The sequence below is a fragment of the Blautia sp. CAG:237 genome, from assembly GCF_000436615.1.
Classification (GTDB): domain Bacteria; phylum Bacillota; class Clostridia; order Lachnospirales; family Lachnospiraceae; genus Blautia_A; species Blautia_A intestinihominis.
The window spans coordinates 1-15,413 of record NZ_FR886645.1; the positions used below are offsets into that span (position 1 = coordinate 1).

The 15,413-nt window shown below is 45.2% G+C and carries 11 protein-coding genes and 1 pseudogene; 7 read left to right on the forward strand and 5 right to left on the reverse strand.

Annotated elements, in window-relative coordinates; translation table 11 throughout:
- Nucleotides 1–169: ATP-binding cassette domain-containing protein (locus tag QZL69_RS00020; protein ID WP_291517475.1), on the reverse strand; the 169-nt coding region annotated here is incomplete at its 3' end.
- 158 nt (nucleotides 170–327) lie between these two features.
- Nucleotides 328–1,200 (reverse strand): damage-control phosphatase ARMT1 family protein, encoded by an 873-nt coding sequence (locus tag QZL69_RS00025; RefSeq protein ID WP_022213188.1) that lies wholly within the window; start codon nucleotides 1,198–1,200, stop codon nucleotides 328–330.
- A 244-nt stretch (nucleotides 1,201–1,444) separates the two neighbouring features.
- Between QZL69_RS00025 and QZL69_RS00030 the strand changes: the two genes are divergently transcribed.
- The 6 genes from QZL69_RS00030 to QZL69_RS00055 all read left to right on the forward strand — a co-directional run bounded on the left by QZL69_RS00030 (nucleotide 1,445) and on the right by QZL69_RS00055 (nucleotide 13,228).
- Nucleotides 1,445–3,160, forward strand: a complete 1,716-nt coding sequence (locus QZL69_RS00030; protein WP_158565289.1) for an ATP-binding protein — start codon at nucleotides 1,445–1,447, stop codon at nucleotides 3,158–3,160.
- Complete coding sequence (locus QZL69_RS00035) at nucleotides 3,157–7,638, forward strand: leucine-rich repeat protein (protein WP_022213190.1); 4,482 nt, start codon at nucleotides 3,157–3,159, stop codon at nucleotides 7,636–7,638. The genes QZL69_RS00030 and QZL69_RS00035 overlap by 4 nt, the downstream gene beginning before the upstream one ends.
- Nucleotides 7,635–8,576 carry an AAA family ATPase gene (locus tag QZL69_RS00040; RefSeq protein WP_022213191.1) on the forward strand — a complete coding sequence of 314 codons (942 nt, stop codon included), beginning with the start codon at nucleotides 7,635–7,637 and terminating at the stop codon, nucleotides 8,574–8,576. The genes QZL69_RS00035 and QZL69_RS00040 overlap by 4 nt, the downstream gene beginning before the upstream one ends.
- 84 nt (nucleotides 8,577–8,660) lie before the next feature.
- Nucleotides 8,661–9,752: a DUF58 domain-containing protein gene (locus QZL69_RS00045; RefSeq protein ID WP_291517464.1), complete on the forward strand. Its 1,092-nt coding sequence runs from the start codon at nucleotides 8,661–8,663 to the stop codon at nucleotides 9,750–9,752.
- 15 nt (nucleotides 9,753–9,767) lie between these two features.
- A complete protein-coding gene (locus tag QZL69_RS00050) occupies nucleotides 9,768–12,101 on the forward strand; it encodes a transglutaminase-like domain-containing protein (RefSeq protein ID WP_022213193.1) in 2,334 nt (777 codons plus the stop codon).
- A 167-nt stretch (nucleotides 12,102–12,268) separates the two neighbouring features.
- Nucleotides 12,269–13,228 carry an ABC transporter substrate-binding protein gene (locus QZL69_RS00055; protein ID WP_442852502.1) on the forward strand — a complete coding sequence of 320 codons (960 nt, stop codon included), beginning with the start codon at nucleotides 12,269–12,271 and terminating at the stop codon, nucleotides 13,226–13,228.
- A 4-nt stretch (nucleotides 13,229–13,232) separates the two neighbouring features.
- Here the strand turns inward: QZL69_RS00055 and QZL69_RS00060 are convergent, their stop codons facing one another.
- From QZL69_RS00060 to QZL69_RS00070, 3 genes and pseudogenes are all read right to left on the reverse strand, one after another.
- Nucleotides 13,233–13,832 carry an MATE family efflux transporter gene (locus tag QZL69_RS00060; protein WP_022213195.1) on the reverse strand — a complete coding sequence of 200 codons (600 nt, stop codon included), beginning with the start codon at nucleotides 13,830–13,832 and terminating at the stop codon, nucleotides 13,233–13,235.
- A gap of 101 nt (nucleotides 13,833–13,933) precedes the next feature.
- A pseudogene (locus QZL69_RS14055) lies at nucleotides 13,934–14,053 on the reverse strand (hypothetical protein); the annotation flags it as partial.
- Nucleotides 14,037–14,249 (reverse strand): mATE efflux family protein, encoded by a 213-nt coding sequence (locus QZL69_RS00070; protein WP_022213196.1) that lies wholly within the window; start codon nucleotides 14,247–14,249, stop codon nucleotides 14,037–14,039. The gene QZL69_RS00070 and the pseudogene QZL69_RS14055, both read right to left, overlap by 17 nt.
- A gap of 194 nt (nucleotides 14,250–14,443) precedes the next feature.
- Between QZL69_RS00070 and QZL69_RS00075 the strand changes: the two genes are divergently transcribed.
- On the forward strand, nucleotides 14,444–15,349 hold the full coding sequence (locus QZL69_RS00075) for an AraC family transcriptional regulator (protein ID WP_022213197.1): 906 nt from the start codon (nucleotides 14,444–14,446) through the stop codon (nucleotides 15,347–15,349).
- The last annotated feature ends 64 nt before the right edge of the window (nucleotides 15,350–15,413 follow it).

Consider the following 15,413-nt stretch of genomic DNA (forward strand, 5'->3'; position numbering starts at 1 on the left):
AGATCTCTTCCAGTCCGGCTACCATACGAAGTGTAGTAGATTTACCACATCCAGATGGTCCTACAAAGATGATAAATTCTTTATCTTCGATTTCAAGGTTGAAATCTTTAACGGCTTCGAAACCGTTCGGATATGTCTTGTTGATATGCTGTAAAGATAAACTTGCCATTTCTTATTCCTCCAAAATAATTGTAGTAGTTTTTGCTTTCGTTTTGAACTGTTATCAGTATAGCGAAAACAAAAGACGCTTACCAGTGAAGATTTTTACAAAGATTTTGGTGGTTTCTTGACAGATTGACGAAAAGGGGGAAAAGCTTCGTCAATCCGTCAGATCCGGCGTTCATTTATGAACATACCTTCCAGTGGATGTGCATGGAACTGACGCTGGAACCATTCACATTTACACAGAAAAAGATAATAAATATTGAGACCGCATTCATGCAGTGTTTCATAGTTGCCCTGGCCCTTGGCGATGATGAGATCTGCTGTTTCAAGCAGTTTCCGTGCTTCCTCGCTGATATGCGGAAGCCAGGTGCCGCCGACATCATTGCCATTGCCGATGACTCTGGTAATCTCTGTAAGCCCGATCTCCTCGGCATCTTCCATTGTCGCATCGTTGATAGCAGGGAAACCGCGGACGATCACAGTGATGGCAAGCTCAGGATAGAATTCTTTCAGCAGTTTGACGACAAGCTTATCAAGTACAACTTCACCACAGTTATCTGTCAGGTAAACAAGCCTGGAGGCAGAGGCGAGTTCTTCGCGGAAGCGGCGGTATTCATTTTCGTCAAGTGGATCCTTATTTTCTTCATTAAGAAGAGAGAGGACAGTGGCAGAATCCACATTTGCAAGTGCGGCAAAATCAATATAGTTGCCGATACGTGCATAGAGAAGTGCCGTTTTCAGCGGATCGTCAGAGTTCCGGATCGTTTCCTCAAGAGATGGTTCCAGATCTAGCATGAGCTGATTGAATTCTTTCTTGATGGAAGAGTAATCTTCCATGGGCTGCTCCCAGAAATCGCTGAACATTTTTTTCAGATCAATGGAAATACTCGGGGCACAGTCGTCCTCGCCGGCATTTGCCATAAGCTCCATGACTTTTTTCATATATTCGGTTTTTCGGTCTGCGTCATCAAAATCACGGATCTTTTTTTCCTGCTTGTTGATGGCACAGCACATACAGAATGGATTCAGTTTCATGAGTTTCCTCCTTGGAACATAAAGTTTTGATACAGATATTTCCTATTATAAGGCTTCGGACAGAATAAGACAAGAAATATGGCAGAAGGCGTGTTTTTTGTTGAATATATTTAGCAATTACTTATCGAAAACCGCATGAATCGGGCAAATATCTATTTCTTTTCCTGTTGATTTTGTGTAGAATAAATAGAAGTAGAAAATCGCAGACTGGGAGATCATGCGGAACAGGGGGAATTGTGAGAAAGTGAATGAGATTGCAGATTTGCTGACAATACTTGGAAATCACTTTCCGCTGGTGGCAATTGGAAGCGTAGAAGCACTGGCGGCTGTATTTTTGCTTGCAAAAAGAGGGCGAAACAAGAATAAACAAAAAAACAGTTCCACACTTCGGGGTGGAGAGAGCGTATTTCTTAAGGAAATAAATTTCAGAGAAAATGAAGCCTGTGTTGTGATACGGCAAAGTGACAGAATGCCGGTTTATGCAACAGAAGGGACAGAGAAACTTCTTGGAGTTGGTTTACAGGAACTTCAGAATGATGTGACCTGCCTGGATCATAACCTCCAGACCGGAGAACACCGGAATGGCATCTGGGAACATTACCGAAACTGGGATGGTACACACACAGAAATTTTTGAATTTCCTATGAAAAATGATATCTGGCTTACGATGTCCATGAGCAGTGCATCTGACGGCAGATACAGTCTTCTTTCTTTTACAGACACCACGAAGCAGCATAACCAGATTGAACAGTACGAGGAACTGCTTCGCAAAGCCGAAGAAGAAAGTCAGTCCAAAACAACATTCCTGAATCGTATGTCCCATGAGATCCGGACACCGATGAATGGAATCATGGGTATGCTTACGCTGGCAGAAAGCAGTCTTGAGAGCAATGCTCCTTCGCGCACCTATCTGACCAAGGCGGAAGAACTTTCCGGGCATCTGCTGGCACTGATCAATGACATTCTGGATATGTCCAGGATCGAGGCCGGCAAGGTAGAACTTGAACACAAGAGTTTCAGCCTCAGAAATCTTGGCAGGCGGCTCTACGATATGTTCGCGAAGAATCTGGAAGCAGAGGGAATTCACTATGAGATCAAATTTGAGGATATGACCATAGATCATGTGATCGGAGATGAACTCAGAATCAGCCAGGTCATCATTAACTTCCTTTCCAATGCAATCAAGTTTACCCGCAGGGGAGAAATCACAGTTACGTTCCGCCAGATGATGCTTCAGGATGGAATGGCAGATCTTATGATCTGTGTCCATGATACAGGTATCGGAATGGAACCGGAATTTATCAACCGTATTTTCCGTCCATTTGAGCAGGAGAGTAGTGATACTGCAAGGAAATACGGTGGTTCCGGTCTTGGTATGGCGATCACCGATAATCTGGTCAGACTGATGGGCGGAGAGATCGTGGTAAGAAGCACTCCGGGAAAAGGGTCAGATTTCTCTGTATTTCTGCATCTTCCGGCAGCAGAAGAAGCTCTGGGCGATACAGGAACACAGAATTCAGAGCACAAGGCAGAACCGGAAGAAGACACCAATGCTTTTGCCGGACGCCGTATACTTGTTGCGGAGGATAATGATATCAACGCCATGATCGCAACGGAGATTCTGGAACAGATGGGTGCAGAAGTCGATCTGGCACAGAATGGTCAGGAAGCAGTTGACCGTTTTGCTGCACATCCGGAAGAGTATTATGATTTTATCCTTATGGATGTGCAGATGCCTGTCATGGATGGACGGACAGCAGCGAAACAGATTCGCCAGATGAACAGGGCGGATGCAAAGAGTGTACTGATCTTTGCACTTTCTGCAGATGCTTTTGTGGAGGACGAACGTCGTTCCATCGAGAGTGGTATGAATGGACATTATGCAAAACCGGTGGATTTCACCGCATTGCAGCATAATATAGGAGTATTCCTCAGAGAAAAAGAGAAGGGACTATCATGAACAAGAAAAAAATCGGACTTGCTGTTACAATAGTACCGGTTCTTGCAGCCGGCACCGTTGCCATAGCATCAGCTTATAAGTCAGGAACAGATTTCAAACCGTTTCAGAATGACCAGGAGATCCAGACGAATCAGGTCGTATTTGACGGTGACGAATCTGGCGTAGACCGTAAGAAGAAAGACGATAGCAAAGAAAGCAGTCTTCTCAAAGATAAACAGGACGATCAGGAAAAAGAAAGCACCGAGCTCAAAGACCAGGCGGACTATCTGTTTGAGAATGAACAGGTGAGTACAAAGGCAGTAGGACTTCTGGACGGAGAGAATACAGGAAGTGATATTCCAAAGCAGGATCAGCAGGAGGAAGAACAGCAGAAACCGGAAGAAACCTATAGCATAGTCAAAGATCCTTCCAAAGCGGATACAGAATTAAATGGTACCACGCAGAATGGAGGAAATGGAAGCAGCAGTAGTAATTCTTCAGGTACAGATAAGTCGGGAAGTTCCTCAGAAACTAAGAAGAATAACAGCAAAACAGACAACAACAGCCCTTCACCGACCAAAACTCCTGGTTCCAGTTCCGGAAACAATACAACAAAGACAACGCCGACTCCGGTGCCAACTTCAGCACCGGCACCGACTACGGCACCAGCACCAACAACTACACCTTCAAGACCATCCAGTTCAATCAAGGATCCGGAATCCACGAAATCAAATCCGACAATTGGAGGAGGTACCGGTCTGATCACATTCAAACCTTATGTAGAAGGGGTGACACCGGCATCTGATGATAAAGAAGACGGAAGTAATACAAGTATTGTAATTGAACAGTCCAGCTATAACAGCGGAAGTGTCCTTTATGAAGACCAGAAAGTGACAAAAAGGGATGTCTATAATTCACTGGATACGCTGGTATATGGCAAGGACGGCAACGGTTATCTGTGGGGAGCAGATGCACTGGATAAGTATATCCGTATTGAAGCAGTTTCGTTTGACGGCGGCCAGAGCTGGAAGACAGATTTCCCGTTAACGATTCCGGAAGGCCTCGAAGAAGGAAAGATGCTCATCCGTGTATCATACCGAATGTCAGCCAAAGATTCCAACTGGAAAAAGAAACTGGTTTCTTACATTCCAAAGGGAAACCGTATCTTTGTTCTCGCTAATCGGGTTGATGAAGAAGAACAGGTGATTCTTGAAGATGATATTCTGAATACAGAACAGCATCCGGAACTGGGAGAAATTTTCAACCTTTTCCGTTATCAGGACAATATTATATCCGGTAATCAGCTCACCAGCCTGTTTCCGGGATGGGAAGAAGACGGGGAACTGGTGCCGTGGCTTTATAAAGTCACAAAAGGTCGTCACATTCTGGAACCGGCAGACAAAATTCCATTGGATTCCAGATATACTGCCAAACTTGTCTATGAGTGGATGTCGGATAACTATGAGGTGGGCGACCAGTACATGAACCTCTGTTATCTTCAGACTCTCACAGGATTTACGGACAAGGCACAGGAAGCGTATTATATTGGAACTGATAAACGTCAGTACCGCAAGGTGAGTGTTCCGGAATACATACAGGCAGTTATTATTGATGCAGGTGCCGGGCTGAATACAGATTACCTTGAAATTCCGGATACGGTTCTGTACATTGAGGACACAGAAGGCGGACTGGATGTAGACCAGGGATATCTGGTAAGCTCCGGAAACCGTAATTATTCTGCTACAAAAGAAGGGGTTCTGACCAATAAAGATCAGACCAGCTACCTGGCAATTCCACATAAAATGGAAAAACTGACTGTGCCGGAAACCGTAACAAAGGTAAGCCTGACTGCTGACAACAATCTGAGTGAACTGTATCTTGAGGCAAGGACACTGGATCTGATGCCGGAGATCAGCTATCAGAATCTTCATGGATGCAAGACGATCATAGATGATAATCTTCTGAATGCTTTTCTTGAACAGAATTACAAGGCAGCAGAGGGAAATGATAATACAGTGGCAGCAGAAGAAAATCCTGAAATTACTTATACGGTACAGAATGAGGGAATTGTAAGTAATGAGAGAAAACTCCGCAAGATCCTTAATACAGGAAGAACGTCTTATGTTCTGCCAAACAGTGTAAAAGTCATTCAGAATGGAGCATTTGAGGGTGTGGAAGGGACTTCGACCCTTATTATGCCAGGAAACGGCAGTACAGTGGAGCTGGAGGCAGAATGTCTGTCCGACAGTCGGATAGAGATAATCCGCTGTTACTCTCAGGAACAGTATGATTCTGTGCAGGAACAGCTTCAGAAAGCCGGCGCGTCACCGGAAATTTCTGTAGAACTGCTTGGAACTTCTACAGAAGGCTATATCTACAGCAGCACGATCCGGAATGATAAAGAAGAGACAGTTCTGATCGAGGCACCAAAGGATATTACATATTTTGACGGTACAGTGACTGCTGCGGACGGAACGGTACTGACAATTAATGCGATTGATGATAATGCATTTGAAAACTGTACAGAGCTTATCTGGGCGATCCTTCCGGAAAGTGTCGACAATATCGGATATCAGGCATTTAAAGGATGTACATCACTTCAGGGCGCGCTGATCAATAACAAGGATACAATTACGATTGGGAATATGGCATTTGAAAACTGTGATTCGCTCAGATTTCTTGCATCCAATGCAATGACGGGTTATCTGGAAGATGACTCAGTACCGGAACTTCATGATTCTGCCGGGAACAGCATGGTATATGTACCGACGAATGCTGATGGATATTCTGCAAGATGCGTAAACTTTACGGAAGATTCCGGTGTTTATGGATACGATATCGTGGATATTGGCGGCGAAGGCAGAATGCTGTATGGCCTGAATGAATACGGAAGTCCGTGGCTTGCTATTCGAAGCGGACTCACGATGGCAGATCAGGTAGAACTGCCATGGACGACACAGGAGATTTTTTCCTATGCCATGGAAAAGACATGTTCCGAGAGTGGAAGTTTTACACTGAACTGGGAGGAACTTTGGGGACTCTGGGCATTTGACCCGGGGGCATTTGCGAATTCACAGCTTGGAGGAGATGTTATTCTCCAGGATAATCCGTTTGTCAGTTCTGACGTATTTGCCGGCTGTAAGAACATTACATCAGCAGTGGTACCGGGATACAGTATTCAGTTTGCGGAAGGCATTTTTGCAGGATGCAGTTCTCTTACCTCTGTGACATTAGGAGAGTTTGGATTAAACAGTTATCTGTATGCGAATGTTTTTGATGGATGTTCTTCTCTGACAGATATCACATTTACCGGAGGAGAACCGGAACTTTCCATTTATGGAACACAGCCGTTCCAGTTTAACAGTTACTGGACCAGAGAGGAAGAAGTGGAACACATTAAGCTTCATGTGATGGCGGGCAATGAGGCTGCTTTTGCCAAAAAGTGGCGTTATCTGTTCTGCGGATATTATGAGCTGGGCAGCGACACCGCTTATCTTCGTATGTGGTCCGACCTTCAGTGGGAATTTATTGACTGGGATACATGGGAGTTCCTGCCGGATGAACAGATTGACAGTATTCTGGAGCAGAGACTTCTCGAATCCGAGAATAATATCCGTACCATGCTCGGAGCAGAACAGGTGACAGAGCCAACAGATTTTTACCCGTATCGTTACAATTCCGGTGATTATGAGGTGACACTGATCGGTGCGCCGTCCTATATACAGAATCTGGACATTGCAGCCGAAAAAGAGAAAATGGAACTTCCACTGGCAACTTCCGTAAATTACATTGCGTCAGGAGCGTTTTCAAAATGCAGCAACCTGAGTTCTGTAACGATTCCGTCTACTGTCATCGGAATCAGCGAAAATACTTTCTCTGGTGTGAATTCAGAGAAACTGGTTCTTAATTTCCAGAGTGAGACACCGCTTAAGCTTCAGAGAAGTTCAGATGATACAGAATACAGTTTTGGTGTGGATGACAGTAAGCTTGAAATCCATGTACCGGAAGGCTGTGAGGCAAACTATATTGAGGAATGGCGTTATGCGCTGGCTGGTTATGCGGATCTGGATGCGGTAAAACAGGCTGTCATAAATGATCTGACAGGCGAGGATGGAACAGCTCCGACAGATGAAGAAATCGACAAAGAAATATCCAGGCGTCTCCTTCCGGCAGAAAACAGGATTCGCGTGATGATGGGACTTGATCCGAAAGAAGAGAAGAAAGAGACTGATACTTTGGGTGAAGAACTGTCCGGTAATGAAATCCCGAACGTTGAGGAAGAAGCAGAAGAAACACAGGAAACAGAGGAAACAGACGACAGTATATCCTTCGAAATTCCAGCAGAAGATGAGATTGTATCAGATCCGGAGCAGGATAATTCAGAAGATGACGGACCAGAAGACATAGAAGATACAGAAGATACATCAGAAGATGAAGAACCAGAAGCAGAGACTGACGTAGAAGGATCTGTGGAAAATGAGGAGGAAATACAGGAATGATCGTTGAACAATCCAGAGAAATCATAGAAGAAGTAAACAAAGCGTTCATTGGCAAGAATAATATCATCGAAAAAGTGCTGATGACGATCTACGCGGGTGGACATGTCCTTCTGGAAGACTGTCCCGGTGTAGGCAAAACAACCCTGGCCCTGGCGTTTGCCAAGGTTCTGGGACTGAGTAATAAGCGTATTCAGTTTACCACAGATACGCTGCCGTCAGATATCACAGGCTTTAATATGTACAACAGAGAAAAGAATCAGTTTGAATACAGAGAAGGAGCTGCAAACTGCCAGCTTCTTCTTGCTGATGAGATTAACCGAACTTCTCCAAAGACTCAGGCGGCACTTCTTGAGGTTATGGAAGAGCATACGATCAGCCTTGATGGTGTGACGCATGAACTTCCGGTTCCATTTGTATGTATTGCGACGGAGAACCCGCTTGGTTTTGCCGGAACACAGCCGCTTCCGGAATCACAGCTTGACCGCTTTATGGTGTGCCTTTCCATTGGATATCCGACACTCGAGAACCAGATGAAGATCATCAACGCGCAGCGCTACAGTAATCCGCTTCTGGATCTCAGGACTGTGACAAGTGCACAGAATATCCTGGAAGTCCAGAATTATCTTACTTCTGTCCGTATGACAGACAGCGTGCTGAAATATGCAATTCTTCTCTGCGAAGAGACGAGAGAACATCCGCTGGTAGAACTGGGTATCTCACCGCGAGGTGTTTCTGCTCTGGTGAAGATGGCAAAGGCAAGTGCTGTCCTGAACGAAAGAAATTATGTGATCCCGGAGGATGTGCAGAATGTATTTGCAGATGTCTGTGCCCACAGACTGGTCATGCGTCCACAGGCACAGGTGGAGGGAGTCACAGCAAGGGCGCTTCTGGAAGATATCCTTACCAAAGTCAGACCTGCATCAGCAGAAGAAAGGTAAGCAGATATGTGGAAAAATCGGTTAGGTTATATCCTTGCTTTTTCAGGATGTATGATACTGCTGTTTGCTTACAGCAGACCTTTTATGCTTTATTCGGTCGTTCTGCTTATGACGCTTGCTGTGGCAATGTATCTGTTCCTTCGAAGGGATATCCGGAGTATCGAGACAGTGTTGACAATTGCGCCGGCAGTTAAGGAAGGACAGGAAGTTTTTCTGTCTGTGGATATCAGTTCTGAACATTTTTTTCATGCGGCGGGTTATGTAATGGCAGAACTGGAGATCAGGAATGAAATGTTTGATACAGTAGAACACAGGAAGTTTCTGATGAGTCTCAGTGGCCGCAGAAATCATTTTGAGATTCCGGCAGAAACAGATTTCTGTGGAGAAACCTGTATAGAATGTCAGAATATCTGGATTTTTGACCTGTTCAAACTGTTCAGGGCCGGAGGGAAAAAGCCCAGGGCAATTCGGACAGTCGTTTATCCGGAAACGATGGATATCCGTGTGGAACTGGACAAAAACATGGCGGGTGCACCGCAGGAGGAAGGAATGATCCAGAACCGCAAGGGAAATGATCTGAGCGAGATCTTTGATATCCGTGAATATGTGCCAGGAGATGATATACGCTCGATCCACTGGAAACTTTCCAGTAAGACCGACACACTGATTCTTAAGGAAGCCAGCGATCCTTCTCACTACAATGTTGTAATCCTTCCGGATTTTGGACGTAAACAGCTTGGAGAGACAGTTTCAGCCAGGGAAGTGAATGCGGCAGTCGGGATTGGAGTGGCAGTCGGACAGCAGTTTATCATGAAAGGAGTTCCTTTCTGTATTGCTTTTCCAGGTCCAAATGGTCTACATCTGACGGAGATCAGGAATAAAAGTGACTATCAGAAGATGCTGACACAGTGGCTTGCCTGCCGGATCCAGGATAACGGTGGAGACGGATTGAAATATTTTGCGACAGGACATATGGAGAAATATTTTACAAGGCTTTTGATCCTTTCCGCAGGGAAATATGATCAGAATTTAAGTCTTCTGGATGGAAAGATCAGTATTACCGTCCTGAATGCGGTTCAGGACAGCACTACTGTGAATGCCAGCAAAAATGGAACCTGTCAGATTGTGGAGATTCCGGCAGACAATAAAAAAGATACGTATCGTATCATATGTTAAGGATCAGAAGAGAGAATGAGAAATAAAAAAGAACAGATTCCTGTTCAGAGACTTTATATGGACCGGAATCAAAACAGATACAAAAATATCATATGGATCACATTTCTGGCACTTCTTCTGACGGGCGGAATCTTTCTTGTCATAAGAGAAAGCTGGAAGGGACAGTTATCCGCGCTGCCTGTATGTATCCTGACGGCAGGCGCAGGGATTTTGTGCTGTGTTCTGGCTGAGATCATGAGAGAGAGAATGCGGTTTGCCACGGCAATTGCAGGACTGCCATGGATCGTGCTTCTGGTCTTTACAGGAGTTTTTCGTGGAGGCTGGACAGGCGCACAGGCATGGATCAATATGCTGATCAGCCAGTGGAATACTGCGAATGCGGGCGGTCTGGCATTATTTTCTGTGCAGGCGTCCATGCATGATGCATTTGTTTTTACATTGATCCTTGTCCTGGCAGTAGCTGAGATCTCCTGGTTTCTGGCAGATGGGAGACATCTTTTGCTGGCAAATATTTTCTGCATTCTGTGGGTTATCCTGCAGCTTTTGTGCGGGGTACTGAATCCTGCAGCCTGTGGATTTTTGTTTGCGGCTCTTTGTGGAATGTGTGTGTCCGATGATGAGATGATTTTTACAAGAAACAGGGCGGGCTGGACAATTGGAGTCCTGATCGTTTTCTGCATATTCGGAAGAGTCGTATCAGAGGAGGAAATTCTGGCAGTCAGTCAGTTTCGTGAATCTGTACAGGAAGAGATACACAAGATCCGATATGGAGAGGATACACTGCCAGAAGGAAATCTGTATCTGGCATCCGAACTTAAGGCGGATGCCAGGGAGATGCTTAAGTTAAAGACAGAGCAGCAGAAAACACTGTATCTCCGAGGTTTCGTCGGATCTGTTTATGAAGATGGAGTCTGGGAAGAACCGGCAGATGCTGTCTATGGCGGTGAGAATGCTGGAATGCTGGGCTGGCTTGAGGAAAATTCATTTGATCCGCTTTGCCAGATTTCAGATTACTATGCTCATAGTGATGAGGAAAAAAATCCAGACAAAAATGAGATCCAGATCCGGGTGACCGGAGCTTCACGTTACTATGTATATACACCGGCAGCTGTGGAAGATATCAAAAAAGGAAAACTGACTGAGGATAAAGACATCAGATTTTGTAACAAAGGTTTTTTTGCTGCACGGAATTATACGATAGAAGAAACTTCCGGAACAAGACCGGCAGAACTGATGGTGACAGATCCCTGGGTGAGTACACCGGAATCAGCAGAACAGAAGCAGTACAGTGAGACGGAAGCTGTTTACCGTGCCTTTGTTTATGATACTTACCGTGATGTGGATCCCGAAACACGCGATCTGGTCCAGCAGATGTTCTGGGATGATTACGAGTCAGACAGTGATGGGATTTACAGTTCCATCTGCCGCATCAGAGATGTCCTGAAAGAAAACGTTGAGTATACGGAGAATATAGAGGAAGTTCCAGATGGAGAAGACCTTGTGAGATATTTCCTTACAGGATCGCAGAGAGGAAATGCAATGCTGTATGCTTCCGCAGCTGTAGATGCACTGAGAGTCCATGGAATCCCTGCAAGATATGTGGAAGGATACTATATTTCGGAATCAGATCTCAAGAACAGCCAGAGTGAGGAGATCATCCTTACCGGGGAAAATACGCATGCGTGGGCAGAAGCATATTTTGATGGAATCGGATGGCTTCCGCTGGATGTGACACCGGGATACTATTATGATGCAGTTACTCTTCAGAAGATGGTAAGTACGCCGGATGTCGCACAGAAGAATGCTGTGCTTAAAGATAATTCTTTTGGCTCACAGGAGGTAACCGGTCTGGATGGAGCAGGCGGCAAAAGTGCCCGTGAGAGACTTACCAGGGCCGCACGTGATGTTGGTGCGATCTGCCTTGGGATCGTGGCAGTACTGCTTATCCTTTTTGTAGTGGTGATCATAGTGTGCGAAGTGATAAGAAATGTCTGCCTGTGGACTGACAGAAAAGCAGACAGGGGAGCTTCACCGAGAGAAAAAATACTGAGAACAGAGAAAAAGATCTACAGTTATCTGGCACTTGTGGGTATCAGGGCACGGCTGGGATGGAATACAGAGGAAACAGACAGGCTTATTGCAGACTTTTTTGAAGAGATCGAATCGGGAGAGTATACCCGTGTCTGCAATCTGATCGAAAAAGTGATCTATGGTGAGATCGAACTGGAACCTCATGAAGAACGAACCGTGACCAGTTTCCTGAATAAACTTCTGACCAGTCAGAAATTCATGGACAGGAGAGCCTGGCTGAGACGAAGATACACCTATGTATGGATGAACAGGAAGTAGAACAGGAAAGAGAATATTATTATTTTGCAATAAAATATTGTACCGAGAACATTTTTTTGCTTTGTGCATACTCTAACAGCAGAAGTTTCAAAAGGAGTATCTGCATGAAAAATAAAAAATGGATCTCACTGGCAGCAGCAGTGGTTCTGGCGGTGACGGCACTGCCGATGGGAGTATTTGCTGCGAAGAAAGATGGAGAAGAGGAGAAGCTTACGAAGGTTACACTGAATGAAGTAGCGCATTCGATTTTCTATGCGCCGCAGTATGTGGCAATCGAAGAGGGATATTTTGCAGAGGAAGGTCTGGATCTGACACTGGTGACGGGCTTTGGTGCAGATAAAGTTCTGACTGCTCTGATCTCCGGTGAAGCAGATATCGGATTTATGGGAGCAGAAGCATCCATTTATGCATACCAGGAAGGTGCGACTGACCCGGCAGTGAACTTTGCGCAGCTTACTCAGCGCGCCGGAAACTTCCTTGTGGCAAGGGAAGAAATGCCTGACTTCAAATGGGAAGATCTGAAAGGAAAGAAAGTTCTCGGCGGTCGCAAGGGCGGCATGCCGGAAATGGTCTTTGAATACATTCTCCGTAAAAACGGACTGGATCCGCAGAAAGACCTGACCATCAACCAGAGCATTGATTTCGGTTCCACGGCGGCGGCTTTTACAGGTGATGCTTCAGCAGATTTTACCGTAGAATTTGAGCCGTCTGCGACTGCACTGGAAAAAGAAGGCGCAGGATATGTTGTTGCTTCGCTCGGAGTAGATTCCGGCTATGTTCCATACACTTCCTACAGTGCAAAGACCAGTTACATGCAAAAAAATCCAGAAGTCATCCAGAAATTCACAAATGCTCTCCAGAAAGGCATGGAATATGTCCAGACTCACACCCCGGAAGAAATCGCGAAAGTCATTGCACCACAGTTTGCAGAAACTGACCTCGACACAGTTAAGACTATCGTAAAACGTTACTATGATCAGGATACCTGGAAATCCAATCTTATCTTCGAAAAAGAGAGTTTTGAACTCCTGGAAGATATCCTCGAAGATGCCAGTGAACTGAATGAACGAGTAGCATATGAAGATCTCGTAACAACAGAATACGCCGAGAAGGCGGCAGAAAAATAAACAGTTAAGCTCTGCGCATCATCTTGTAGTAAACCGGAATCAGCAGGGAGCAGGCTCCGATCCATGCGAGAGGACTGGCGATGCAGACAGAAGTGTATCCGATCATGCCGGAGAGACCAACGGTAGCGGCGATACGCATGACCAGTTCGATCATACAGGCAGCAAAAGGAGCCTGCCCATTCTGCATACTCTGGATGGAAGTCCGGTAAACAGCAAGAAGCCCTAGGATAAAATAAAACGGTGCAACAACAGTCAGATACATATCGGAATAATGATAAATTTCCTTCGTAGGATTGGACAGGAACATCTGCACGATCGGATGACGCAGGAGCAGAATGCCGACGCACATAATAAGATTGAGCGTTTCTGTCTGGATCAGACAAGCCCGCACACCCTGACGTATACGGTCACTTTTGCCCGCACCGAAATTCTGGGCAACATAGTTGGAAATAGCAGTCATCATGGCATTATTCACAAGAACTGAAACCTGATCTGCCTTGGAAGCAGCCGTATATCCGGCGACTGCAGCAGTACCGGAAAGTTTTTCAGCCTGACGATCAGACTGAACAGGGCAGAGAGAAACTGTGAAAGGATCGTAGCCCATGCAGCTCCCGCAACACCCATATGGAACGGTACAATAAACAGGATATCCAGAAAAATATTCAAAACAGAAGAAAACACCAGGAAATAAAGTGGAGTTTTGCTGTCACCAAGTGCACGGAGCATGTTTGAGATCATATTGTAAAAAACAGTAGCGCCCGTTCCGAGAAGGACCACGAACATATAATCATAAGCTTCTCCGGAGATGTCATCCGGGATCTGCATCCATCTGAGAATCTGGTGAGCCAGCAGACAGCAGATCAGAGTCAGCACCAAGAGTCTTGCCGACGATCACAGAGTCAGCGAGTGTATAAAAAAGCTGGAACAGATTTCCGAGAATGACCGGAACAGCAAATTTTAACAATGACCAGAACGGATTTCCGACGGTGAGATCCATTTCGTTTGATTTTGGTCTGGACATAAGAAAACCTCCTTATAGTAGTTTGCGTGCTTTTTATTGCACGCCTCATTATAGAGAAATACATGGTAAAATACGATTCTGGTATTGTTGTTTCTGATACAGATATTGACCAGATCATCGAATTTATTTATGATAATTAAGAGCTTATTTTAATTCGGAAGCGGAAAAAACAACAGAAGCTGGAGAACTACAAGATGGCAAAAAGAAAAATCCTGGTAGACAGTACAAGAAGAGAACTTGAAGCACACGGAACAGAAACCTTTCCCATGACAGTAAATCATGATGATCTATGGTCATTTGAAGGCAAAAATGTTCCCATCCACTGGCATAATGATCTGGAGATCAGTCTCCCAAGAGAAGGCGAGGCAATTTATCAGGTTTATCAGAAAAGTTACAGGGTCAGACCGGGAGAAGGGCTTCTGCTGAATCGAAATGTGCCGCACAGCTGCAGTTCTCCGAGGAACGAGAGGGCTTTGTACAGTACGATCCTTGTAAGACCGGATTTTCTGTATGGTGATTTCGGCAGCGATGTCGAGCGGAATTGTTTCCGGCCGTTTCTGCAAAATTCAGCAGTTCCCTGCATTCATCTGACAGAAGCAGACGAAAATGGAAAAGAAATCCTGCAGAAACTGAACCAGGTGGAAACTGTTTTTGATCAGAAATCATTCTGTTACGAGTTAAAGATCAAGGGGCTTCTGTGCGAAGTATTCAGCATGATCCTGTATGCTCACAGACAGGAATTGACAAAATTTATTCCAGCCAATCAGCAGAAACTGGAACGTCTGGAAAAGATGCTGAACTATCTCAACCTCCACTTTGCAGAAGTAATTTCCCTCCAGGAACTGGCAGACCAGGTTCACTTATCAAGAGAAGTCTGCTGCCGTCTTTTCAAAAAAATGACCGGAAAAACAATCACCGGATACCTGGAAGAATACCGCGTTAACAAAAGCTTCCCCCTGGTACAGAGCGGGCAGTATTCCATGACCCAGATCGCAGAACTGGCAGGCTTCAGCACCCCCAGCCGCTTTGCCAGCGCCTTCCGCAAAAGATTCGGCTGCAACCCGGGAGAGTACAATTCCCTGAAAAATAATAGATTGTAGGTAAAAGCTTTAAAAAAATATTTAGGATAATAAGCGGGAATCCTCGGCAATTCAATTACCGAGA